Source organism: Amycolatopsis rubida, assembly GCF_900115345.1.
Classification (GTDB): domain Bacteria; phylum Actinomycetota; class Actinomycetes; order Mycobacteriales; family Pseudonocardiaceae; genus Amycolatopsis; species Amycolatopsis rubida.
Window position 1 is genome coordinate 829866 of record NZ_FOWC01000001.1, and the last position, 23355, is coordinate 853220.

A 23355-nucleotide genomic window follows, 5' to 3' on the forward strand; every position below is an offset into this window, starting at 1 on the left:
CCGCGGACGTCAGGCGGCTGCCTCCGCGTCGCGAGCGGCGAACACCTCGCGCGCGGCGAAGGTGGCGTTCAGCGCTCGCGGAAATCCCGCGTAGACCGCGGAGTGCATCAGCGCCTCGGTGATTTCCTCGCGGCTGAGCCCGACGTTCAGCGCCGCGCCGATGTGCACCTTGAGCTGCGGTTCGCAGCCGCCGAGCGCGGTCAGCACGCCGAGGGTGACGAGCTGACGACTGCGCGGGTCGAGGCCGGGCCGGTCGTACATGTCGCCGAACGCGAACGCGGCCACGTGGTGTCCGAGGGCGGGGTTGATGTCGGCGAGGGAGTCGAGGACGGCTTCGCCCTGGTGGCCGTCGATGCGGGACAGCACGTCGAGCCCGTGCTTGCGGCGGGCGAGGTTTTCCGGGCTGTCGACGTCGTGCTGGGTCACGGCAGGGGGCCTTCCTGGTAAGTGGCGATCTTGTATTCGGTGGCGGCGAGGGAAAGCTGGAGCTGAGCGATCTGCCCGCGCGGCGTGTCGCGATGCTCCAGGAGCATTTCGCGCCGTTCGGGCACGGTGTCCGCGCCGGACTCGATCAGCTCGACGTAGCGGCGCAGGTCGCTGATCGACATGCCCGACACGCGCATTCGCGTCAGGAACACCAGCCGGCGCACCGACGCGGCGTCGTAAACCCGGTGCCCGGCACTGTCCCTGGCGACCTGGACCAGCGTCCCGGGCCAGTTCCCGCAGCGCTTCGACCGACACTGTGCCCGGCGGGTCGATCGCCAGCCGCAGCGCCTCGGTCAGCGCGTCCTCCTTCTCCATGCCGAAGACGCTAAGCCTGTGAGCGCGCTCAAAGGCAAGCGCTAACCCACCGACCGCACCCGAGTCACCAAAACCCCGGCCAGCAAAGTCGCCACCGCGGACGCCGCGAACAGCCCCGGATACCCGCCAAGCCACTGCAGGATCAACGTCGTGAGCAGCGGCGCGACCACCTGCGGCAGCGAGTTCGCGATGTTGACCACGCCGAGGTCCTTGGCCCGGTTCTGGGCCGCGGGCAGCACCTGCGTCAGCATCGCCAGCGCGACCGCCATGTACGTCCCGAACCCGACCCCCAGCAGCGGCGACGCCACCAGTGCCACCGGCCAGCTCTGCCAGATCACCAGCAGCAAGGCGGCCAGCGCCATGATCGCCGCCGAGCCGAGGACGTACGGCTTGCGCTTGCCGGACTTGTCCGAGAAGTGCCCGGCCAGCACCGCGCCGATCACCAGTGCCACGCCGTACAGCCCCATCATGATCAGCAGGCCGCTGTCCGGATCCGGGTAGTGCACCGCGTCCTTGAGGAAGAACAGCAGGTAGAGCGTGCCGAACGCGTTCCCGAGGTTGATCATGAAGTGGCAGGCCCACGCCCACGCGAAGTCCGGATGCCGCCGCGGCGAGACCCACAGGTCGGCGAGGATTTCGCGGATCCGCCCGCTCGGCCGGAACTCCACCGGCAGCCGCGCGTCCGGCGTGCGCAGCACGAACGCCGCCGCCCCGGCGAGGACGATCGCGGCGCAGGCCGCGTAGCCGAGCGGCAGTCCGGCGAGGTCGAGCATCACCACGACCACCACCGCGCCGAGCACGGTGCCGAGCATCTGCGCGATGCCGACCAGGCCGCCGACCTGCGCGCGCTGCCCGACCGGAACCCGGTCGGCGATGCCGGACATCAGTGTCGCGAGCATGCCGTTGAGCCCGGCCTGCACGAGACACCAGCCGATCGTCATCACGACGACGTTCGGGGCCTCGGCCAGCACCAGCAGCCCGGCCGCGCCGATCGCGCCGCCCGCGATCGTCCACGGATGCCGCCTGCCGAACCGCGAGCAGGTGCGGTCCGAGAGCAGGCCGATCGCCGGATTCGCGATGAGCGCGACGGCCGCGCCGATGCCGGTCACGATGCCGAAGACGGTTTCCTTGTGCGCGGCGTCGAGCAGTTCGGCCTGCTGGGGCAGCAAAACCTGGATCGGCGCGTAAACGCCCAGCCACAGCGCGATGTTCGCGAGGAACAGCAACGTCATCCATCCGGCGCGGACGCGGTTGACCGGCTCGGCGAAAACGTCCGGGACAGCGGCGGCGGTGTCACTCATGGCGGACCAGCTTCCGGTACCAGGCGAAGGAATCCTTGGGCGTGCGGCGCTGCGTCTGGTAGTCCACGTGCACGAGCCCGAACCGCGGCGCGTAGCCCTTGGACCATTCGAAGTTGTCCAGCAGCGACCAGACGAAGTATCCGCGCACGTCGACGCCGGCATCCATCGCTTCGCGCAGCGCTTGCAGGTGGCTGGCGAGGAATTCGATGCGCTCGGGGTCGGGGACGCTGCCGTCGGCGGCCGGTTCGTCGGCGAAACTACAGCCGTTCTCGGTGATCTGCACCGGCGGCAGCCGCTCGCGGTAGCGCTCGTGGAAGGACACCAGCAGTTCGCGCAACGCCTGCGGGACGATCGGCGAATCGTTGGTGGTCATCGGATAACCCTCGATCGGGCGCAGTTCGAACGGCAGCGGGTTGCCCTCGCCGGGAGCGGTCACGCCTTGGGGTTCGTAGTAGTTGACGCCGTAGAAATCGAGCGGCTGGGCGATCGTGGCGAGATCGTCGGCGAAGTTCTCCGGAAGATGTGGATGGACCTGCCCGGGATAGCTGCCGAGCAGCATCGGGTCGGCGAAGGTGCGGTTGATCAGCGCGTCGAGCCAGTCGGCGGCCGCGCGGTCGGCGGGCGTGTCGTGGTCCGGCCAGATCGGCGAGTGGTTGTTCGCGGTGCCGATGCCGGTCGCGCCCGCCGCGCGCAGCGCCTGCACGGCCAGGCCGTGCGCGAGATTCTGGTGATGTGCCGTGGGAAGCGCGTCGAGCAGGAGGAACTCGCCGGGCGCGTACTCGCCGATGCCGTAGCCGTAGATCGACATGACCATCGGCTCGTTGAGCGGGATCCAGAGTTTCGCCCGATCGGCGAAATGCTCCCCCACGATCGTGGCGTACTCGGCGAAGCGAAAGGCGGTGTCTCGGGAGCGCCAGCCGCCCGCGTCCTCGATCGCCTGCGGCGTGTCCCAGTGGTACAGCGTGATCGCCGGGGCGATTCCGGCCGCGCAGACCTCGTCGATCAGCTTGTCGTAGAAGGAAAGTCCCTCCGCGTTCGGTTTGCCGGAACCGTCCGGCTGGATCCGCGGCCACGCGATCGACAGCCGGTAGGCGCCGACGCCGAGTTCCGCCATCAGCGCGATGTCCTCGGAGTAGCGGTGGTAGTGATCGGCCGCTACCTTGGCGTCCTCGCCCCGGGCGATCTTGCCTTCGGTGGCGGTGAACGTGTCCCAGATGGACGGTCCGCGACCGCCCTCGGCCGTCGCCCCCTCGATCTGGAACGCCGAGGTCGAGACACCCCACAGGAAGTCGGGCGGGAAGGTCGGATGGTCCACGCTGAGCACCCCTTGCTTGCGGACACCCTCGCGGGTGAACGTGAAAAGTTCTCATATGTTAGGTCGTCACTCGTCTCGGGGGAAGCCCCGCGGGGCGCTAAAGTCCCAGATCAGATGAGTGAATCGCGAGAGACTCCGAGGAACGACGTGGCCGAGACCCAGGCTGAACCCACACCGCTGCGGCGAAAGCCGGTTCAGCAACGCAGTGCCCGGCGGGTGGAACAGATGCTGGACGCGAGCGCCGTGCTCATCGACGAGCTGGGCTACGACGCGCTCACCACCACGCTGATCGCCAAACGCGCGGGCGTCGCGGTCGGGTCGCTGTACCAGTTCTTCCCGGACAAACGCGCGGTCGTGCAGGCGCTGACGCAGCGGAACCTGGAACGGTTCGTGGCCGCGGTGAACGAGCGGCTGCAGCAGCTGAGCCCCGAGCACTGGTGGAACATCGTCGACTCGGTGCTCGACATCTACCTGCGGATGCACCGGGAGGTGCCGGGGTTCTCCAAAGTCCACTTCGGCGACGTCATCGACGTCCGGCTGCTGGCCGACGACCGCGACAACAACTCGGTCATCGCGGATTCGCTGGTCGAAATCCTGCGCGGGCACGTCGACCGGCCCGCCGACGAACTCCGGTTCGCCATCGCGATCGCCAACGAAACGGCGGACGCGCTGCTGAAACTCGCCTTCCGCCGCGACCCGAACGGGGACGAGCGGATCGTCGCCGAGGCCAAGCACGTGGTGAAGGGTTATCTGGCCAGCAAATTCGGTGACTGAGCGCTCAGCCGAAGTTTTGGCCTTCGCCGCGGTAAGTCGGGACGGTTCGCTCCACCTGGCTGCCGCGGACGAGGTGGTAGGCCAGGAACCGTTCGGCCAGTTCCCCGGCTTTCGCGTGCCGCAGCCAGACGCGATCGCCGAGCCGCAGCGTGCGCGCGGCCTCGCCGGTCACCGGGGTCTGCACCTCGCCAGCGCCTTCGAAACCCAGCAGGCGCAAGCCTTCCGGCAGGTACGGCGACGGTTCGCGCGAGGGACCGGTCGGTCCGGAGGCGATGTATCCGCCGGAGTACAGCGTCGCGACGTTCTTCGCCGGGCGGCGCACCACCGGCAGCGCGAACAACGCGGCCGGGCGCGGCTGGAAGTGCGAGTAGCCGTCGAACAGCGTCGGGGCGAGGAATCCGGAACCGGCGGCGATCTCGGTGACCACGTCCTCCGCGCCGGTGGTCTCGATGCTTCCGGTGCCTCCGCCGTTGACGAACTCCAGGTCAGCGACCTCGCGCACGGCCCGCACCGCCGCCCCTCGGCGCCGGGCGAGTTCAGCCGCGGAACGGCGTTGCATCCAGCCGATCACCCGGTTTTGCAGGCCTTTTCCGGCGGCGTCGCCGAGTCCGGCGATCTGGCCTTCGTACGCCATCATCCCGACCAGCTGAAAACCCGGCCGCGTCACGATCCGGCGGGCTACCGTCACCGCTTGCCCCGGCGTGAACACCGGCGAGCGGCGCGTGCCGACGTGCACGCCGGGCAACGGACGCCAGGACGCGTCGAGTTCGAGACACACGCGAATGTCCGGATGGCCGTAGCCGAGCGCGGCGTCGACCAGGTCGAGGTGCTCGGTCGAATCGACCATGATCGTGACCGCCGCGCGAGCGCGTTCGCTCGCCGCCAGCCGACGGAGCGCTTCGTGGTCCGCGGTCGGGTACGCGACCACGATGTCGTCGGAAGTGCCCAGCTCAGCGTGCCAAACGGCCTCGGCGAGCGAGTAGCACATCAAGCCTTCGAAGCCGTCTCGCGCGAGCGCTCGCTCCAGCAGCGCACGGCAGCGCACGGACTTGCTGACCACCCGGATCGGCTTGCCCGCGGCCCGGCGCAGCAGGTCGTCGGTGTTGGCGTCGAAGGCGTCCAGGTCGACGATCGCGAGCGGCGGATCCAGGTCCTTCGTCGCGAGGTCGTACCCGTGCGCTGAGGTGGTCACGCCACTTACGGTACGACAACAACGCTTGAAACGCGAATACTATTCACTTACGGTTCCGGCATCTATCGTGGGAACCTTCCAGCGAAGAACAGGTGCCGCAATGACGTGGAGCAACTGGGCCGGAACGGCCAAGGCCACCCCGCAACGGGTGCACCGGCCGCGCAGCACGGCCGAGATCGCCGAGGTCGTGGCCGGGGTCGCCGAAGCAGGACACCGCGTCCGCGCGCTCGGCAGCGGGCATTCGTTCACCGCGATCGCCGCCGCCGATTCCGACGCGCTCGACCTCACCGCGTGCACCGGCATCGAACGCGCCGACCTGGAAACGCAGCAGGTCACGGTCCGTTCCGGCACCACTCTCCGCACCCTCAACGCCGCCCTCGACGCGCTCGGGCTCGCCATGACGAACCTCGGCGACATCGACGCACAGACCATCGCCGGCGCGATTTCCACCGGCACGCACGGCACCGGTGCGCGGTTCGGCGGAATCTCGACGCAGATCGTCGCGCTGGAACTGGTGCTCGCCGACGGTTCGGTGGTCCGCTGCTCGGCCGGCGAACGTCCGGAGTTGTTCCACGCCGCCCGCGTCGGCCTTGGCGCGCTGGGCGTGATCAGCACCGTGACCCTCCAATGTGAACCGTCCTTTGTGCTGTCCGCGCAGGAACGCCCGGAACCGCTGGAGCAGGTCCTCGACAGCTTCGACGACAACGCCGCGAACAACGACCACTTCGAGTTCTACTGGTTCCCCTACGGCAGCAAGGCCTTGGTGAAGCGCAACAACCGGCTGCCGGTGCACGCCGAGCGGAAACCGTTGTCGCGCCTGAAGCAGTTCGTGGACTACGAACTCACCGAGAACATCGCGTTCGGCGGGCTTTGCCGGCTCGGTCGCGCGGTGCCGAAACTGGTGCGGCCGCTCGGCGCGTTCGCGTCGCAGGTGTCGTCGCCGCGTGAGTACAGCGATCTTTCGCATCGCGTTTTCGTGACCCATCGCGGCGTGCGGTTCGTGGAGTCGGAGTACGCGGTCCCGCGCGAATCGGTGCTCGACGTGCTGGCCGAACTGCGGACAGTGGTGCCGCGGCTGCGGAATCCGGTGGCGTTCCCGGTCGAGGTGCGGGTGGCCGCGGCGGACGACATCTGGCTGTCCACCGCGAACGGCCGCGACTCCGCGTACATCGCGATCCACCAGTTCCTCGGCATGCCCTACCGCGAGTACTTCGCCGCGTTCGAGGCCATCGCGGGCCAGGTCGGCGGACGGCCGCACTGGGGCAAAATGCACGACCTCGACGCGTCCGTGCTGCGCACCCGCTACCCGCACTTCGACGATTTCCTGCGGATCCGCAAGGAGTGCGATCCGGCCGGGACGTTCGCGAACACGTACCTCGACCGGGTACTCGGCAGCGCGTGATCAGTTCGGCTCGAACAGCGAGCTGACCGACTCTCCGTTGTGGATTCGCCGCATCGCCTCGGCCAGTGCCGGGGCGATGGACAGGATCCGCAGCTTTTCCGTACGTTCCTCGGCGGGCACCGGCACGGTGTTCGTGCAGACGATCTCCAGGACGTCCTCCTGGCTGCCGATCCGCTTGAGCGCGCCGTCGGCGAACAGCCCGTGCGTGCAGGCCACCCGGATCGTCCGCGCGCCCAGCTCCCGCAGCCGGTCCAGCAGTTCCAGCACGGTGCTGCCGCGGGCGATCTCGTCGTCCAGCACGATGATGTCGCGTCCGGCGATCTCGCCGATCACCGACGTGATCTCGACCCGGTCGTCGGCGAACCGCTGTTTCGCGCCTGCCGCGACCTTCGCGCCGAGCAGCCGGGCGAAATGCGCGGCTTCCTTGGCGTTGCCCAAATCCGGCGACACGACCGTGGTCTCCGAGAGGTCGTACTGCCGGAAGTACCGCGCCAGCTCGTGCAACGCGTGCAGATGGTCGACCGGCACACTGAAGAACCCGTGCACCTGCGGCGAGTGCAGCGTCATGGTGAGCACGCGGTTCGCGCCCGCGGTGACCATCAGGTCCGCGACCAGCCTCCCGCCGATGGAGATCCGCGGCGCGTCCTTTTTGTCCGAACGCGCGTACGAATAGTGCGGCATCACGACGGTGGTGCGCGCGGCCGAGGCGCCGCGCGCCGCGTCGAGCATCAGCAGTAGTTCGACCAGGTGTTCCTGCACCGGTTTGACCAGCGGCTGGATCAGGAAGACGTCCCGCTCGCGGCAGTTGGCCTGGAGCTGGACCTGGAGACAGTCGTTGGCGAACCGGTCGATCTCCACCGGAAGCAGTGGAACGCCCAGGTTGGCGCAGATTTCTTCGGCAAGCTCGGGGTGCGCGCTGCCGCTGAAAACCGCGATATCGCGCATCAGATCCGGGACACGGCGTCAGCGATGGAATCCTCGCCGGAGATCAGCTCCAGCGTGCGCCGGGCGGTCGCCGGGGTGTCGAGCAGGGCCAGCAGCACCGCGGCGACGTCCTCGCGCGGGATCTCCGCGCGGCCGGTCTTCTCCGCGAGCTTGACCTGTCCGGTGCCGGAATCGTTGGTCAGGCGGCCGGGACGCAGGATCGTCCAGTCGAGGTCGCGGGCCTTGAGGTCGTCCTCGGCGGCGCGCTTGGCCCGCAGGTAGGCGGCGAAAACCGGGTCGAGGCCGGGGGCGTCCGGGTGGTCCGCGCCCATCGAGCCGACCTGGATGAACCGGCGGACGCCCGCCCGCTGCGCGGCGTCGGCAAACAGCACTGCCGCGCCGCGGTCTACGGTGTCTTTGCGGCTCTCGCCGCTGCCCGGGCCCGCGCCGGCGGAGAACACCGCGGCGTCCGCGCCTTCGAGCGCTTTGGCGACAGCGTCCACATCGGACTTTTCGAGGTCGAGCACGACGGTCTCGGCGCCGACGGCGATGAGGTCCGCTTCGTGCTCGGGGTTGCGCACGATGCCGACCGGCGCGTCGTGCCGCTGCGCGAGCAGCTTTTCCAGGTGCAGGGCGATCTGGCCGTGTCCGCCAGCAATGACGACTCGCATAAACCCGACTCTATCGCCGCGCGCGGCCCGGCGCTGGCGGGTCAGTCCACCTCGGCGGGAACGGGGGCGTCGGAGTCCTCGCGCAGCAACAGGTCGTAGGCCATCTCGTTGACCCAGCGCGAAACCGGGTCCTCCTGCAGCAGCACCCGGTCGTGGTGGGTGTCGAGGTCGAGGTCCGTGGTGGCGTACGGGTCGGCGGCGACGACCGCGAGCCCGTAGGCGCGGGCGCGCGGCAGGCAGTTCGTCACGTAGTCATCGGTCAGCACGGCAGGCGATGGGAGCACCATCGCGGCCTCGCCGTAGCGTGAAAAGGGCACCGCGGAGGCCATCGCGGTCCGCCAGTGCCGGGCGACCGCGAGGACGCCGATGATCTCGGCGGCCGGCGCGGGTGCGGTCGCGGCCAGCTCTGGCCAGGTCCAGGTGTCGACGAGGGCGCGATCGGCGACGGGACCGACACCCATCGCGATCCGCTCCGCGTGCACGTCGGTCTTGAGCTTCGCGACGATGCTGACCTTGCGGCCGAGCAGGGTCGTCGCGGGCAGCACCACACCGTTCCAGCCCAGCAGGGCCGCGGCCTTGCGCGCCAGCTCGTCGACGCTCGCGGGGAGCTCGATCGGCGGCAGCACCCGGCTCGCTGTCGTCCGGCTGCGCTTCGCACCGCCGGCGACCGTCGAGCGCTCGGTGTTCTGTGGGGTAGCCGCCACGAGTCCGCCTCCTTCAAGCACCTGTTCCTGCATACCGGCGAAAACCGGTACATGAACTGAGTACCAGGGCAAAGACGCGAGGTCTCCGGGTTGCCCCGCCGCGTGCGATCGGCGGCGCTCAGCGGTCGGTGACCGGTCGGTAGGCGGTCGTTCGACTTCAGCCCGACCGTGCGGCCAACCGAGTGAGACGGGGGTGAGTGGTGCGCACGGAGCGCTTCCCCTGGGTGTCGCACCGCCTCGTGCGGGGCAGGGCAAGCAGCGCAGCGTCTTACTCCGGTCGGCCTAATCAACGCGGTTCCACAGTGGACTTCCCCTGGTCACGGACGTCACCCGGATGGCGGGTGAGCTTCGCCGCAGCGAGGGTTCGCGTCGCCGGTTTAGGGTTACCCGTCGGTCAAGTACCCGCCGGGAGGACCAGGATGCGCTCGCCGAAGGACTTCTTCGCCCCGCTCGCCGTCGGAGCGCCGCAGCCGCCGCGGCAGATCCCGGTGCGGCCCTCGCGCATGATCCACTTTTTCGATCCGGGCAACGAAAAGATGGCCGCGAAGGTCCCCGACCTCGCGAAGAAGACCGACGTCTTGCTCGGCAACCTCGAGGACGCCGTCCGCGCGGACCGCAAGGAAGCCGCGCGCGCCGGACTGGTGTCGATCGCGAAGGCGACGGACTTCGGCCGCACGCAGCTGTGGACGCGGGTGAACAGCCTCGACTCGCCGTGGGTGCTCGACGACCTGATCACGCTGGTCACCGAGATCGGCGACAAGCTCGACGTGATCATGATCCCGAAGGTCGAAGGCGCGCAGGACATTCACTACGTCGACCGGTTGCTGGCGCAGCTCGAAGCGCGGGCCGGGCTGACCGAACCGCTGCTGGTGCACGCGATCCTGGAAACGGCGAGCGGCGTGGCGAACGTCGAAGAGATCGCCGGAGCCTCGCCCCGCATGCAGGGCATCTCGCTGGGCCCGGCCGACCTGGCCGCGAGCCGCCGGATGAAGACGACCCGTGTCGGCGGCGGTCACCCGGGATATCTGGTGCGCACCGACCCGGTCGGCGAGGACCTCAACGAAGGCCGGACGACGTATCAGCAGGACCTGTGGCACTACACGGTCGCGCGGATGGTCGACGCGTGCGCGATGAACGGAATCCTTCCGTACTACGGGCCGTTCGGGGACATCCGTGACGTGGTGGCGTGCGAAGACCAGTTCCGCAACGCGTTCCTGCTCGGCTGTGTCGGCGCGTGGAGCCTGCACCCGGTGCAGATCGACATCGCGAAGAAGGTCTTCTCGCCGTCCCCCGCCGATGTGGCCTGGGCCCGTCGCGTGATCGCCGAGATGGGCGACGGAACCGGCGCGGTGATGATCGACGGGAAGATGCAGGACGACGCCTCGGTCAAACAGTGCCGGGTGGTCGTGGAACTGGCGGACGAACTGGCCGCCACCGACCCCGAACTGGCCGCCGCGTACGACGCCGCGACAAAGGAGATCCAGTCATGACCGAACTCCGCCCGCGGCGGTCCGTGCTGTACATGCCCGGCGCGAACGAACGCGCGCTGGAGAAGGCGAAGACTCTTCCCGCGGATGCGTTGATCCTGGACTTGGAAGACGCCGTCGCCCCCGACGCGAAGGAAGCCGCGCGGGAACGGGTCTGCGCCGCTGTCGGCACTTACGGCTCGCGCGAAGTGACGATCCGGGTCAACGGCCTGGACACCGAATGGCACGACGCCGACCTGCGCGCCGCCGCTGCCGCTGGTCCCGCCGCCGTGGTGGTGCCGAAGGTGAACTCAGCGGCTGAGGTGCACAACATCGAGCGCGCGCTGGAACTCGGCGGAGCGCCGGAGCACACGAAGATCTGGGCGATGGTGGAGACGCCGGTCGCGATGCTGCACGCCGAAGAGATCGCGGGAGCGTCGGAACGATTGACCGTGCTGGTGATGGGCACGAACGACCTGGCGAAGGAATTGCACGCGGAATTCGTGCCCGGCCGTGCACCGTTGCTGAGCGGGCTTTCGCTGTGCCTGCTCGCGGCACGCGCGACCGGGAAGGTGATCCTGGACGGGGTCTACAACGACGTCAAGGACGCCGACGGCTTCGAGGCGGAATGCTCGCAGGGGCGGCAGTACGGGTTCGACGGGAAGACGTTGATCCATCCTTCGCAGGTGGAGCCGTGCAACCGGATCTTCGCGCCGTCGGCGGAGGAAATCGACCGGTCGCGGCGGATCATCGTGGCGTTCGAGGAGGCTTCGGCTGAGGGACGCGGCGTGGTGACGGTGGATGGGCGGATGATCGAGAACCTGCATGTGGAGAACGCGCGGCGGGTGCTGGCGTTGGCGGAGGCGATCGGGGCGGAGTGAACCGGCCGGTCAACGGCCCCTGGCGGGACCGTCAGGCAACTACCCCCCCCCCCCGTTGTTTTCCGAGGTCGCCCAAGAGCCGGGAGTCCGGAGTCAACGGGGCGGCTCCAGAGACCTCCGCCAGCAGTTCGGCGACCTGCAGGAGCGCGACCCGCACGGATTCGATTTCCGCGCGCAGTTCCTCGACGTGTTCCCATTCGTTCTCGTGGTCAACCGGTGCCACGCCGTTCGCTCGCGTGGCTTCCCACGCGCCGAGACGCGGGTGCCAGCGCGCCAGCAGCGGGCGTACCGCCACGTTCAGCATCGTCAGCGCGAGCTTTCCGAACGTGATCGCGTCCGCGCTGCCCCGCGGCGACACTTCCGGGCCGTATTTGCGCAGGATCTCCCGGGTGGTGCCGAACAGCGTGTAGAGGCTGCTCAGCGCTTCCCGCGCGAGACCTTCGTCGCGGCGGAGTTTGACGACTGAGATCCGGGTCGCCAGTTCGGCATACAGCTCCCACGCCGCCTTCGCTTCCGCCTGCTGCGGCGTCCAGGATCCGCTGATCTCGCCGACGAACGGCAGCTTCAGTTTCACCCCGACCTCGCGCGGCCGGAACTGCCTGCTTCGCCTTCCCATCAGCGCACCGCCATCAGGAGCGAGCCCGCGCCGGCGAGTTCGGCGAGCCGTTCAGTCGCGTCGCGCAGGAGTACCTGCAGCTCGGCCAGCTCGGCACGCAGCTGCCCGGCCTGGTCCCACGCCCGCTCGTGCTCGAACTGGGACGCCCGCGACGGGCGGCGCTCGAGGTGGGCGTCGAGGAGGGGATGCCATTTGGCCAGGAACGGGCGCAATCCGTCATTGAGCAGCCGGAACACCACCTGGTGCAAGGAGTCCGACGTCAGCGACCGCTCCGGCGGATGCTCGGCCAGTGCCCGGCGCGCCTCGGTGAACACCTGGTAGAGGCTGCTGAGCGCCTCCGACAGCAGTCCCTCGTCCGGGCCGAGGCGGACCGCGGAGATCCGGCTGGCCAGTTCGACGTGCAAATTCCAGGCCAGGGACTTCTCAGGTCGCTCGGACACACTCATGTTCGGCATTCTAGGTGTCGGCGGCAGCGGCGGCAGCCGCCTCGGAGGGGAGGGCCGAGTGCTGGACTGGGATGTGTTCGTCAGCTACGACCGCACGGACGCGGCGGCGGTGCGGCGGATCGCGGCCGCGCTGGAGAGCGTGGGGCTTCGGGTGTTCCTGGACACCGAGGAAATCCGCCCGTTCGATCCCATCCCGGGGCGGCTGAGCGATGCCCTCGCCAGGTCCCGGATCCTGCTCGCCTACTACAGCCGGAGCTACGGATCGCGGCGCGCCTGCCAGGAAGAGTTCACCACCGCCTACCTGGCCGACCCCGAGCAGGTACTGGTGGTGAACCCCGAAACGGGCACCGGGCACCTGGCGCCTCGGGAACTGCTCGACGTCCTGCTGCCGGGGCATCCCGCGACCAAAGCGGCGCTGACCGCCCTCGTCGACGCGGTGCGGCAGCGGGTCTCGGCCGCTGCGCGCCCGATCGGACGGGCGAGCACGGCGCTCGGCTGGTCCGCGCCGGCGAAGTTCGCCGGCCGGTGGAAGGAACTCTGGGAGGTCCACTCGATCCTGCGCGGCGGTGGGACGGCCGTGGTGCACGGCTTGGTCGACATCGGCAAGACCACCCTGGCCCAGGCCTACGTCCGGCAGTTCGGCCAGGCTTATCACGCGGTTTTCGCCGGGTACTCGGCCGCGGCCACCGCTGGCGATCTGGTGGTGCTCGACGACGTCAGCGCTCCGCCGGAGCCGCTTCCCGCCGGTGTCTCGGTCTTGCTGCTCACCCGGGACCCGCGGCTGGCGAAACTGGGCACTGCCGTCGAGCTGACCGATCTGCGCGAGGACGAACTGGATCTGGCTGCCGAACTCCGGTCCGCCGCGGAGGGCAGCACCGGGCTGGCGCGACGCCTCTCCGAACAGTTCTTCGAGAGCGCCGAGACGGTGCTCGATCGCCTGCACCGCCAGTCCCCGTTGCTCGATCCGTTGGCCGAACGGCTCCTTCCGGCAGTGGAAGGCGGGTGGCACCTCGCCCGAGTGCTCGCCGCTGCCGCTCCCGCGTCGCTGACGCGGGACGCAGTCGCGGAGATTCTGACGGAAGCGCGCATCAGCACCGACCTCGACGCTGAGTTCACCGCGTTGCTCGCCGCGGGAGTCGTCGTCGGCGGGCTCGGCGAGTTCACGCTGCCGCCCGCCTTCCAGATCGTGCTGAGAGGCCGGGACCCTCGGCCGGCGCGAGCCGAGCAGGTGCGGCAGGCGACCATCGCGCTCCTCAAAAACCACGCCCGGCCACGGCACATTGTCCTCTCTCGCCCGCGCTCGGAGATCGACGAAGCGGAACGGCGGGCCGCGCATCAGATCCTCAACGAGTTGAACAGCCGCGTCGCGTTGCGCAAACTGCCGGACGACGAAGGTCTGCTGCGCAACGCACTCAGCTCGCTCCACGCACTGGTCGGCAGCCTCCGGCAGATCGCCGGCGGGATCAACCAGGACGCGCTCCGCCCTTCCACTTCAGTTCGACCGGGTTTGCAGACTCTGCTCCCCCGTCTTCAGAACGAGATTCTCCCGGCTTTCCTGACCTATTGGCACACCCGGCTCGATGACCATCACGACGTTCGGCCGCCGGGAATCGGCAGGCGTGACCACGAACTTGCCTGGTCGTTGCAAGCTCAGTGCCGTTCGGAACTCGCCGAGCTGCAAGCCGAAGTCGGCGAGATCGCCGACGAACTGGCCGTGCTGAGCGGAAACCCGCTCAGCTGACCGGCCAAGGACGCTGCTGCCCGCGCAGCTCCTCGTAGGCCGCCGCGACCTGGAGCACCTCCAGATCCGCGAACCGGCGCCCTGCGATCTGCAACCCGATCGGCAACCCCTCCGGCGTATAGCCGCAGTTCACCGACACCGCGGGCTGGCCGGACATGTTGTACGGCACGGTGAACGCGATGTGCTCGAACGGCCGCGCCGGGTCGTTCGTCGGGGACGGCCAGTCGGCGGGCGGCGGCAGGACGGGGCAGGTCGGTGACAGCACAACGTCGTACGGTTCCGTCGCGCCCAGCGCTGCCACGCTGATCGCGTCGATGGCAGCGAAACCGCGGTAGGTGTCCACACCGGACGCATCCGCTCCCCCAGCGGCCCATTCCGCGATGTACGGCAGGACTCGCGCACGCTGCTCTTCCGACAGTGCAGCCATGTCCGACCAGGCGCGGACTCGCCAGAAGGTGTCCAAGCCGTTCAGGTGTTCGCGGGTCAGGAACGACGCGATGGGTTCCACGATCGCACCGGCGGAGGCGAACAAATCGGCGGCAGCGGTGACCGCGTCGGCGACAGACGGGGTGACGGGGAGGCCGACACCGGGGTCGAGGTGCAGGCCGACGCGTAGGCCGGACAGGGAACCAGCCAGGGAAAGCCAGTCGATGGAAGCGGGCGGCAGGCTGAGGTGGTCCCGCGCGTCGGGTTGGGCCAGGACGCTCATCAGCAGGGCGGTGTCGGCGACGGTCCTGGTCAGGGGTCCGGCGACGCGGCCGAGGAAGGGCGGATCGACCGGGACGCGGCCGAAGCTGGGTTTCAGGCCGACCAAGCCGCACCAACCGGCGGGGAGGCGGATGGAGCCGCCGATGTCGGTGCCTACGTGCAGGGGGCCGTAGCCCGCGGCGGCTGCGGAGGCGGCACCGGCGCTGGAGCCGCCGGGGGTGCGTGTGACGTCCCACGGGTTGCGCGAAGCGGCGTGGAAGCTCGAAAGACCCGAGGTGAGCATGCCGTAGTCGGGCATGGTCGTCTTCGCCAGCAGCACTGCGCCTGACTCGCGTACGCGCGCCGCGGCGGGGGCGTCGGCCGCAGCGGGCGTTAGAGAGGTTGCGGCGGTGCCCAGGGGCGTGGGGACGCCGACGGAGGCGATGTTTTCCTTCAGCGTCAGAGGGACACCATCGATGGGACCGGAAGGCTCACCGGCGTGCCAGCGTGCTTCGGACGCTTTCGCTGCTTCGCGGGCTGAAGCGGCGTTGTACGCGTACAGAGCACGCAGTTCGGGTTCGCGGGCATCGATGCGGGCGAGGACGGCTTCGGTGACTTCGACGGGCGAGAACGTCTGCGCGCGGTACCCGGCTACCAGCTCGTTAGCGGTCAGGTCGGCCAATTCGGTCATCGCGGAACCTCCGATTCACGAAGCGGGTGGGTCAAAGCGGCCGTCGACTGCGGTCCAGCCGCCATCAACGGCCAGGACGGAGCCGGTGACGAAGGTCGAAGCGTCCGAAGCGAGGTACACGACGGCGCCGGCCAGTTCGTCCGCGCGCGCCCAGCGGCCGAGGGCACCCTTCTGGGCGTAGGCGTCGTACCAGTCGGCACGCGCTTTGATCTGCGCGGTCAAGGGCGTCTCGACAACGCCAGGGGCGATGGCGTTGACGCGTACACCGGATGGTCCGAATTCAGCGGCGGCTGTGCGGAAGAGCTGCACTAAGCCGCCCTTCGTTGCTGCGTACGGGCCTTGGCCGGGTTCGACGGTGGTGCCGCGGATCGAGGAGAAGCCGATGATGCTTCCCCGGCCTTGCTCGACCATGGGTGCGCCAAACGCGCGTAGCACCTCGAAGGCGACGCCTAGGTTCAGCTCCACCACGCGGTCGAACTCTTCGCGCGTGTAGTCCAGCAGGCGTTTCCGGACGTTCGTGGCTGCGGTGAGCACCACGGCGTCCAGCGGGCCCAGTTCGGTAGCGGCGGCCGCGATGGCGCCGGGGGCGAGCAGGTCGATCTCGTACGGCTCGCCGGCCCCAGTCTCCCGAGCAGCGGCGACGTCGCGGTCCGCGCAGATCACCGACGCGCCGTGCGCGACCAAGGCTCGGGCGGCTTCGCGGCCGATTCCGCTGCCCGCGCCGAGCACGACGGCCCGGCGGCCGTCCATTCGGAACAGTCCGGCGTAGTTCACGGGCGCAGCACCGCCATCCTGGTCACGGTCAGCTCTTCGACGGCGAATCGCGGCCCCTCGCGCCCGATCCCGGAGTCCTTGACCCCGCCGTACGGCATCGTGTCGGACCGGAAACCCGGCACCTCGTTCACCACTACCCCGCCGACCTCCAGCTCGTCCAGCGCACGGAACGCGGTCTTCAACGAGCGGCTGTACACGCTCGCGTGCAAGCCGTACCGCGACGCGTTGACCGCGGCGAATGCTTCGTCCACATCGGACACTGTGCGCAGACAGACGACCGGTCCGAAGATCTCCTCGTCCCAGCATTCGACGCCGTCCGGAACATCGGCGAGCACCGTCGGCTCCAGCACCCCGTCACGAGTCCCACCACCGGCCAGCAGTCGAGCACCCGCGGCGACGGCTTTGTCGATCCATTCCTCGACCCGGAAAGTAGCGCGTGAGTCGATCAGCGCGGACACCCTCGTGTCAGGGGAGCGCGGGTCACCAACGGTCACTTCGCCAAGCCGGGCAAGCACCTTGTCGGTGAACTCCGCGGCCACGGAAGACACCGCCAGCACCCGTTGTACGGAAATACAAGCCTGCCCGGACGCATAGAACCCGCCGCGCAGCACGGCGTCCGCGGCTGCGTCGAGGTCGGCGTCCTCGGCGACCACCAGCGCGGCGTTCGAGCCCAGCTCCAGCAGGGTCTTCGTCGGCGCGGCGGCGCGGGCGATCTGGTGGCCGACGGCGGCAGAGCCGGTGAAGGACACCGCGCCGATCCGCCGATCCGTGACCAGCGCCGATCCGACCGAAGCGTCTCCGGTGACCAGCTGGACCATCGCGGGCAGGTCAGTGCGGGAGCGGACCAGATGCACCAGCCACAGCGTCGCCAGCGGGGTTTGCGGTGCCGGCTTCACCACCACCGGACAGCCAGCGGCAATAGCGGGGGCGATCTTGTGCGAGGCCAGCAGCAGCGGGTAGTTGAACCCGGCGATGCCGACGACCACCCCGATCGGCTTGCGCTTCCAGAACCCGACCAGTCCGTCCCCGGAAGGCAGCAGGTCGAGCGGCACGGTTTCGCCGTGCAGCCGCGACACTTCCTCAGCCGCGGCCTCCCAGGTGACGATCGTCCGCGCGACCTCCACCTGGCAGTCGACCAGCGGTTTTCCGGTCTCCAGCACGAGCAGCTGCGCAAACTCCGCCCGACGCTCGCGCACGGCCGAAGCCACGTCGTTCAGCAACGTCCGGCGGGTCCGCGAAGGCAGCGAAGCGACTTCGCGAGCGGCTGCGACCGCCTCGTCGACAGCACGTGAAGCCAGCGCGGCAGTGCCGACCGGCGCGGTGCCGATCACGCTGCCGTCATAGGGAAACACGACGTCCGCGATATCCACTGTGGACATCCAGCCGGGACCAATCGGCAGGCCGTCCGGGTAGTCAGGCATCCGCTTCTCCCTTCAACCGGGCCAGCTCGGTCCGCAGATTCGGCGCGGCGGCCAGCAGTTCCCGGGTGTACTCGTGCGCCGGCGCGGCGTAAACCTGGTCGACCGCACCGATTTCCACGATCTCCCCGCGCCGCATCACCGCGACGCGATCGCACACGTGCCGCACCACGCCGAGGTCGTGCGAGACGAAAATCAACGTCAGCGAGAACTCTTCGACCAGCCGGGCCAGCAGGTCCAGGATCTGCGCGCGCACCGAAACGTCCAGCGCGCTCACCGGTTCGTCCGCGATCAGCACGCTCGGGTTCGGCGCGAGCGCGCGGGCGATCGAGATCCGCTGCCGTTGCCCGCCGGAGAACTGGTGCGGGTATCGCATCGCCGCGTCCTCGGGCAGTCCGACGGCGGCCAGCAGCTCGGCCACGCGCTCCGGCGACCGGCGGCCGAGCGGTTCGGACACGATGTCCCGCACGCGCATCCGCGGGTCGAGCGAGCCCATCGGATCCTGGAAAACGATCTGCATTTCGCTTCGCAGGAACCGCAGTTTCCGTTCGGGCAGCGAGTCGATCCGCTTCCCCTGGAACGACACCGTGCCCGCGGTCGGCCGATCCAACGCGGCCAGCAGCCGCACCAGCGTGGACTTCCCTGACCCGGATTCGCCGACGATCCCGAACCGCTCACCAGCGGAAACATCGAAACTCACCCCGCGCAACGCGTGCACGTCCCGCCGGGTGTACCGCCGTTCCAGATCCTGTACGGAGATCATCGCGCGCCCTCCAGATCGGAGGCTGCCAGCAATCGCTGCGTGTAGGCGTGCTTCGGCGCGGTCAGCACCTCACGCGTCGAGCCGTGCTCCACAATGGACCCGTCGAGCATCACCAGCACCCGGTCGCACATCTGCGCCACCACCGCCAGATCGTGCGTGATGAACAGCAGCGAACTCTCCGCCGACAGCCGCTCCTTGATCAGCGACAGAATCTGCGCCTGCACGGTGACGTCCAGCGCGGTGGTCGGTTCGTCGCAGATCAGCAGCGCCGGGTCGTTGGCCAGCGCGATCGCCAGCACCACCCGCTGCCGCTGTCCGCCGGACAGCTGATGCGGATATGCCCGCGCGACGTCCGGCAATCCGACCGCGGCCAGCAGTTCCCCCGCCGGACGCCCGCGGCGGCGGTGCACCCGGAACGGCTCGGTAACCTGCCGCCCGATCCGCATCGCCGGGTTCAGCGCCGTCATCGGCTCCTGGAACACCATCGCCATTCCGTTGCCGCGCAACCGGGACAGCTCCTTTTCGGACGCACCGAGCAGCTCCCGATCGTCCAGCCGCACCGAGCCGGTGGCCGACAGTCCTTCCGGCAGCAGGCCCAGCACGGACAGCGCGGTGAGCGATTTCCCGGACCCGGATTCGCCGATCAGCCCGACCCGCTCGCCCGCGCCCAGCTCGAACGAAACCCCCCGCACCAGGTCCGCGACCTGCAAGTTTTCCACCGTCAGCGTCATACCCGCGCCGCCAATCGGGGGTCGAGACGGTCGCGCAGACCGTCGCCGAGAAGGTTGAATCCGAGCACCGCCACCGCGATCGCGACGCCGGGCACGAGCGCCAGCCGCGGATGCGCGGTGAGCAGCTCCTGCGATTCCTGCAGCATCCGGCCCCATGACGGTGTCGGCGGCCGCGTGCCGAAGCCGAGGAACGACAACGCCGCTTCGGCCAGCACCGCGATCGCGAACGACACCGAGGCCTGCACGATCAGCAGCCCGCCGATGTTCGGCAGCACGTGCGACCAGGCGATCCGCGTCCGTGACCGGCCGCCTGCCCGCGCGGCCAGCACGTATTCGCTGGCCATGACCTGCAACGAGCCCGACCGGGCGATCCGGGCGAACGACGGGATGGTCGCGATGCCGATGGCCACCATCGCGGTGAGCGTGTCCGCGCCGAACACCGCGCCGAACATGATCGCCAGCAGCAGCGCGGGAAACGCGAGCACCAGGTCGTTCACCCGCATCACGAACTCGCCGAGCCAGCGCGGGGACATCGCCGCCAGCACGCCCAGCGGCGTGCCGATCACCGCCGCGATGCCAACCGCGACCACGCCGACGTACAGCGTCGTTCGCGCGCCGACGAGGATCTGGCTGAAGACGTCGCGACCGAATTTGTCCGTGCCGAACAGGTGCCCGGCCGAAAAGCCCAGCAGCCGGTCCGCCGCGTTGACCTGCACCGGGTTGTACGGCGTCCAGACGAACGACACCAGCGCGGCCACCACGACGAGCGCGACCAGTATCCCGCCGAGCAGGAGATTTCCGTTGCGGCGCATCAGGACCCCCGCAGTCTCGGGTCGAGCACCGAATACAGCACGTCGACCACGAAGTTCACCAACAGCACCCCGGCCACCAGCACCAGCACGATCCCTTGCACAGTCAGCAAATCGCGCTGCGCGACCGCGTCCAGCAGCATGCTGCCGAGCCCGGGCAGCACGAACACTCGCTCCACGACGACCGCGCCGATCAGCAGCGTCGTCAACTGCAGGCCGAGCACGGTGACCACCGGGACGGACGCGTTGCGCAACCCGTGCCGGAACAGTGCCTGACCAGGCAAGAGTCCCTTGGAGCGGGCAGTGCGGAGGTAGTCTTGGCCGAGCGTGTCGAGCACCGCCGAGCGGACGTAGCGCGTGAGCACCGCGCCCTGTACGAGGCCGAGCGACAACGCCGGAAGGATCAGCCCGCGCAGGAACTCACCCGCGTCCTGGTCTGGCGGCGTCCATCCCCCGCTCGGCAGCCAGCGCAGCTGAACGGCGAAAATCTGCACCAGGATGATGCCCGCGAGGAACGCCGGAATCGCCACGCCGACCTGCGACAGCCCGGAAACCGCGACGCCGCTGGCCTTCCGGTGCCGCACCGCGGCGAACGCGCCAGCGGGCAAGGCGATCACCAGCGCGACGATCATCCCCGCGCCGACCAGCCACAACGTGACGCCGAGCCGGTCCACCAGCTGCGGGCTGATCGCCTCGCGCGTGACGTACGACCGGCCGAAGTCGCCGCGGGCGACCCCGCCCATCCAGCTCAGGTACTGCTCGACCAGCGGCCGGTCGATGCCGAACTCGGCGCGGGTCTTCGCGAGCAGCTCCGGCGTCGCATTCACGCCGAGCGCGACCTGCGCGGGATCGCCCGGCAGCACGGCCATGAACAGGAACACCACAATGGACGCCACGAACAGGCTCACCGCGAACACGGCCACCCGCCGCAGCACACGCGCGGTCATGCCGGCCTCACCCCGGTCAGATCGAAGGACTCGCTTACTTGGTTGCGCGCGAGCCCGGTCACCTTCTTCTTGGCGACCACGACGTTCGGGAACAGGAACAGCCAGTCCGCGGCCGCATCGGTGTTCAGCTGCCGCGCGACCGCCTTCATGTCGCGCACCTGCTCCTGCGAGGTGCCGCTGTCCGCCGCGGCGAGCAGCTGCTGCACCCGTTTGCTGTCGTAACCCCAGTAGTACTTGGGTTTTCCGAACGTCGAGATGTCGCGGGCTTCGACGTGCTGGATAATCGACAGGTCGTAGTCGTGATCGGTGAAGACCTGCTTGAGCCACACTGCCGGGAAGTCGAGCGGCTCGATCGTCGTGGTGACCCCGACGTCCGCCAGCTGCGACTGCACCACCTGCGCCGCCGACACCGCGTACGGCAGGTTCGGAATCCGCAGCCGCAGCTTGAGATCATGCACGCCCGCCTCGGCGAGCAGTTGCTTCGCCTTCGCCGGGTCGTAGGAATAGACCTTCGACAGGTCCTCGTACCACGGGTCAGTGGGCGGGACCATACTGCCGATGAGCGTGCCGCGTCCGTTGAAGACCAGGTCCAGCACGGCTTTTCGATCGACGGCGTAGGTGAGCGCGCGGCGGACGCGCACGTCGTTCAACGGTGCGCGGCGGCCGTTGAACGCCAGCGTGACCTCGCTGTTCGTGGTGCCCTGCAGCACGGTGAACCGGTCGTCGCCCTGGAACTGCGGGATCGAATCGGCCGACGTGAGGTTGGAGATCACGTCGATTCCGTTGGACAGCAAGGCGTTGTTGAGCGCGGTCGGATCGGCGAAGTACTTGAGCACGACCGTGCGATACGCCGGTTTCCGTCCCCAGTACCGCGGATTCTCCCGTAAGACAATGGAATCGCCGCGGCGGCGCGAGGCCACCTCGTACGGTCCGGTGCCGACCGGATGGTTCGCCAGATCCGCGACGCCGGTCGGGCTGAACATCGCGCCGAGCCTGCTGGTGAGGCTGAACAGCCAGCCGTTGCTGGGTTTCGACAGCACGACGCGAGCGTGATCCGGCGCGACGACCTCGACGTGGTCCACGACGTCCATCGCCGACTTGAGCGAGATCGTCCAGTCGGTTTTCACTCGCATCAGCGAGAACTGGACGTCGGAGGCGGTGAACGGCGCTCCATTGCTGAACTTGACGGCCTGCCGCAACTGGAAGTCATAGGTCTTGCGGTCCGGGCTGATCGTCCAGGACTTCGCGAGCAGCGGCACGATCCGGCCCTGCGGATCGAGCTTCACCAAGCCCTCGTAGACGTTGTAGAGCAGCGCCTGCGGGATGGCCGCGCCGTCGGAACGGGTGAAGTCGAAGTTGGCCGGCTCCGCCGTGTATCCCACGGAAAGCGTGTCCGGACCTGGGGAAACGCTCGCGCTGGAGCCTGCCGAGCAGCCGGCCGTCACGAGCAGCAGCGCCAGCGCCGCGGCCAGGCTCCGGGCTTTCATTCCGCCTCCTGCTCAGTACACTGGTCTGACCAGTAAACCCTAGGCAGACTCGCATCCGGCAGACACCGAGGTCAAGATGAAGTTCGAACCGGTGGCTCCGGTCCGCGCCTACGAGCGGATCGTCGAGCAGATCGAGGAGGCTGTGGTCAGCGGCCGCCTCAAACCCGGCGAGCGGCTGCCCGGCGAACGGGAGCTGATGACGCAGTTCGGCGTCGGCCGCTCGACGGTGCGCGAGGCGCTGCGGGTGCTCCAGGCCGCCGAGCTGATCCGGTCGCGGCCGGGCGATCCGCGCGGACCCGAGGTGCTGGCCGCTTCCCCGGGCGCGCTGCACCGGTCGATGCACCGGCTGGCCCGGGCGGACCACGTCGGGCTGGCGGACCTGCTGCAATTCCGGATGGTGCTCGACGGTTCGTCGCACCTGCTGGCCGCGGAACTGCGCACCGCCGAGGATGTGACCGCGCTCGACGTCGCGTTGGAAGGAATGGCAGCGGCGGACGGATACGCCGAATTCAGCCGCGCGGACGTCGCATTCCATGACGTCATTGCCCGAGTGTCCCGAAATCCGCTCCTGGTGGTGAGCGGCGAAGTGGTCCGCGGCGTGGTGCTGGAATTGATCGAGGACAAACTCAGCCATGCCAATGACCGCGCCGCGCTGATGCATTCCTGGCTGCGGCACCACGAAGAGGTGCTGAACGCGATCCGCGCCGCCGACGGGGAGTCGGCGGCGCGGCTGGCGCGTCAAGCGCTGTACGACAACTATGCGGAGTACGTGCCGAAGGAACAGCGAACGCTGCTCACCCCGTTGCTGACCTGA

The 23355-nt window shown here is 69.0% G+C and carries 24 protein-coding genes; 6 read left to right on the top strand and 18 right to left on the bottom strand.

Features of this window, described 5'->3' with window-relative positions; all coding sequences use genetic code 11:
• Positions 1–9: 9 nt before the first annotated feature.
• The 4 genes from BM362_RS04105 to BM362_RS04120 all read right to left on the bottom strand — a co-directional run bounded on the left by BM362_RS04105 (position 10) and on the right by BM362_RS04120 (position 3417).
• Positions 10–426, bottom strand: a complete 417-nt coding sequence (locus tag BM362_RS04105) for a carboxymuconolactone decarboxylase family protein (RefSeq protein ID WP_067578756.1) — start codon at positions 424–426, stop codon at positions 10–12.
• The gene (locus BM362_RS48685) at positions 423–650 is read right to left on the bottom strand and encodes a MerR family DNA-binding protein (protein ID WP_244287036.1); all 228 of its coding nucleotides are present in this window, start codon (positions 648–650) and stop codon (positions 423–425) included. The genes BM362_RS04105 and BM362_RS48685 overlap by 4 nt, the downstream gene beginning before the upstream one ends.
• Positions 651–842: 192 nt before the next feature.
• Positions 843–2102 (bottom strand): MFS transporter, encoded by a 1260-nt coding sequence (locus BM362_RS04115; RefSeq protein WP_093572238.1) that lies wholly within the window; start codon positions 2100–2102, stop codon positions 843–845.
• Positions 2095–3417 carry a GH1 family beta-glucosidase gene (locus BM362_RS04120; RefSeq protein ID WP_093572730.1) on the bottom strand — a complete coding sequence of 441 codons (1323 nt, stop codon included), beginning with the start codon at positions 3415–3417 and terminating at the stop codon, positions 2095–2097. Before BM362_RS04120 ends, BM362_RS04115 begins: the two co-directional genes overlap by 8 nt.
• A 114-nt stretch (positions 3418–3531) precedes the next feature.
• Between BM362_RS04120 and BM362_RS04125 the strand changes: the two genes are divergently transcribed.
• On the top strand, positions 3532–4191 hold the full coding sequence (locus BM362_RS04125) for a TetR/AcrR family transcriptional regulator (RefSeq protein ID WP_067578451.1): 660 nt from the start codon (positions 3532–3534) through the stop codon (positions 4189–4191).
• Between the two features lie 4 nt (positions 4192–4195).
• Here BM362_RS04125 and BM362_RS04130 read toward each other — a convergent pair whose 3' ends face one another.
• Positions 4196–5383: an amino acid deaminase/aldolase gene (locus tag BM362_RS04130; RefSeq protein ID WP_093572239.1), complete on the bottom strand. Its 1188-nt coding sequence runs from the start codon at positions 5381–5383 to the stop codon at positions 4196–4198.
• A gap of 100 nt (positions 5384–5483) precedes the next feature.
• Between BM362_RS04130 and BM362_RS04135 the strand changes: the two genes are divergently transcribed.
• Positions 5484–6785: a D-arabinono-1,4-lactone oxidase gene (locus BM362_RS04135; protein ID WP_067578447.1), complete on the top strand. Its 1302-nt coding sequence runs from the start codon at positions 5484–5486 to the stop codon at positions 6783–6785.
• On the opposite strand, the gene BM362_RS04140 is transcribed toward BM362_RS04135, so the two are convergent.
• The 3 genes from BM362_RS04140 to BM362_RS04150 are packed head-to-tail and all read right to left on the bottom strand — an operon-like array spanning position 6786 to position 9084.
• Positions 6786–7730 carry a ribose-phosphate diphosphokinase gene (locus BM362_RS04140; RefSeq protein ID WP_067578445.1) on the bottom strand — a complete coding sequence of 315 codons (945 nt, stop codon included), beginning with the start codon at positions 7728–7730 and terminating at the stop codon, positions 6786–6788. It abuts the gene before it with no gap.
• On the bottom strand, positions 7730–8380 hold the full coding sequence (locus tag BM362_RS04145; RefSeq protein ID WP_093572240.1) for an SDR family oxidoreductase: 651 nt from the start codon (positions 8378–8380) through the stop codon (positions 7730–7732). The genes BM362_RS04140 and BM362_RS04145 overlap by 1 nt, the downstream gene beginning before the upstream one ends.
• A 41-nt stretch (positions 8381–8421) precedes the next feature.
• Positions 8422–9084, bottom strand: a complete 663-nt coding sequence (locus tag BM362_RS04150) for a hypothetical protein (RefSeq protein WP_067578749.1) — start codon at positions 9082–9084, stop codon at positions 8422–8424.
• Between the two features lie 419 nt (positions 9085–9503).
• Here BM362_RS04150 and BM362_RS04155 point away from each other — a divergent pair, with 419 nt between their 5' ends.
• Both BM362_RS04155 and BM362_RS04160 read left to right on the top strand, forming a co-directional pair.
• Positions 9504–10574 (top strand): HpcH/HpaI aldolase/citrate lyase family protein, encoded by a 1071-nt coding sequence (locus BM362_RS04155; RefSeq protein ID WP_067578441.1) that lies wholly within the window; start codon positions 9504–9506, stop codon positions 10572–10574.
• A complete protein-coding gene (locus BM362_RS04160) occupies positions 10571–11431 on the top strand; it encodes an HpcH/HpaI aldolase/citrate lyase family protein (protein ID WP_093572241.1) in 861 nt (286 codons plus the stop codon). The genes BM362_RS04155 and BM362_RS04160 overlap by 4 nt, the downstream gene beginning before the upstream one ends.
• Before the next feature lie 31 nt (positions 11432–11462).
• Here the strand turns inward: BM362_RS04160 and BM362_RS04165 are convergent, their stop codons facing one another.
• Together BM362_RS04165 and BM362_RS04170 are read right to left on the bottom strand one after the other, a co-directional pair.
• The gene (locus BM362_RS04165; protein WP_208865100.1) at positions 11463–12047 is read right to left on the bottom strand and encodes a hypothetical protein; all 585 of its coding nucleotides are present in this window, start codon (positions 12045–12047) and stop codon (positions 11463–11465) included.
• Positions 12047–12493 (bottom strand): hypothetical protein, encoded by a 447-nt coding sequence (locus BM362_RS04170; RefSeq protein WP_067578746.1) that lies wholly within the window; start codon positions 12491–12493, stop codon positions 12047–12049. Before BM362_RS04170 ends, BM362_RS04165 begins: the two co-directional genes overlap by 1 nt.
• 58 nt (positions 12494–12551) lie before the next feature.
• Here BM362_RS04170 and BM362_RS04175 point away from each other — a divergent pair, with 58 nt between their 5' ends.
• Positions 12552–14234 (top strand): toll/interleukin-1 receptor domain-containing protein, encoded by a 1683-nt coding sequence (locus BM362_RS04175; protein ID WP_067578435.1) that lies wholly within the window; start codon positions 12552–12554, stop codon positions 14232–14234.
• On the opposite strand, the gene BM362_RS04180 is transcribed toward BM362_RS04175, so the two are convergent.
• From BM362_RS04180 to BM362_RS04215, 8 genes are read right to left on the bottom strand one after another with little or no spacing between them, the layout of a single operon-like run.
• The gene (locus BM362_RS04180) at positions 14227–15612 is read right to left on the bottom strand and encodes an amidase (RefSeq protein WP_067578433.1); all 1386 of its coding nucleotides are present in this window, start codon (positions 15610–15612) and stop codon (positions 14227–14229) included. The genes BM362_RS04175 and BM362_RS04180 overlap by 8 nt on opposite strands.
• Before the next feature lie 15 nt (positions 15613–15627).
• A complete protein-coding gene (locus BM362_RS04185; protein ID WP_093572244.1) occupies positions 15628–16386 on the bottom strand; it encodes an SDR family NAD(P)-dependent oxidoreductase in 759 nt (252 codons plus the stop codon).
• Complete coding sequence (locus BM362_RS04190; RefSeq protein WP_067578429.1) at positions 16383–17807, bottom strand: aldehyde dehydrogenase family protein; 1425 nt, start codon at positions 17805–17807, stop codon at positions 16383–16385. The genes BM362_RS04185 and BM362_RS04190 overlap by 4 nt, the downstream gene beginning before the upstream one ends.
• Positions 17800–18567 carry an ATP-binding cassette domain-containing protein gene (locus tag BM362_RS04195; RefSeq protein WP_093572245.1) on the bottom strand — a complete coding sequence of 256 codons (768 nt, stop codon included), beginning with the start codon at positions 18565–18567 and terminating at the stop codon, positions 17800–17802. Before BM362_RS04195 ends, BM362_RS04190 begins: the two co-directional genes overlap by 8 nt.
• A complete protein-coding gene (locus BM362_RS04200; RefSeq protein WP_067578425.1) occupies positions 18564–19298 on the bottom strand; it encodes an ATP-binding cassette domain-containing protein in 735 nt (244 codons plus the stop codon). Before BM362_RS04200 ends, BM362_RS04195 begins: the two co-directional genes overlap by 4 nt.
• Positions 19295–20110 (bottom strand): ABC transporter permease, encoded by an 816-nt coding sequence (locus BM362_RS04205; RefSeq protein ID WP_167545199.1) that lies wholly within the window; start codon positions 20108–20110, stop codon positions 19295–19297. The genes BM362_RS04200 and BM362_RS04205 overlap by 4 nt, the downstream gene beginning before the upstream one ends.
• Positions 20110–21054 carry an ABC transporter permease gene (locus BM362_RS04210; RefSeq protein ID WP_067578420.1) on the bottom strand — a complete coding sequence of 315 codons (945 nt, stop codon included), beginning with the start codon at positions 21052–21054 and terminating at the stop codon, positions 20110–20112. Before BM362_RS04210 ends, BM362_RS04205 begins: the two co-directional genes overlap by 1 nt.
• Positions 21051–22541, bottom strand: a complete 1491-nt coding sequence (locus BM362_RS04215; protein ID WP_093572247.1) for an ABC transporter substrate-binding protein — start codon at positions 22539–22541, stop codon at positions 21051–21053. The genes BM362_RS04210 and BM362_RS04215 overlap by 4 nt, the downstream gene beginning before the upstream one ends.
• A gap of 76 nt (positions 22542–22617) precedes the next feature.
• Here BM362_RS04215 and BM362_RS04220 point away from each other — a divergent pair, with 76 nt between their 5' ends.
• Positions 22618–23355, top strand: a complete 738-nt coding sequence (locus BM362_RS04220) for a FadR/GntR family transcriptional regulator (protein WP_067578417.1) — start codon at positions 22618–22620, stop codon at positions 23353–23355.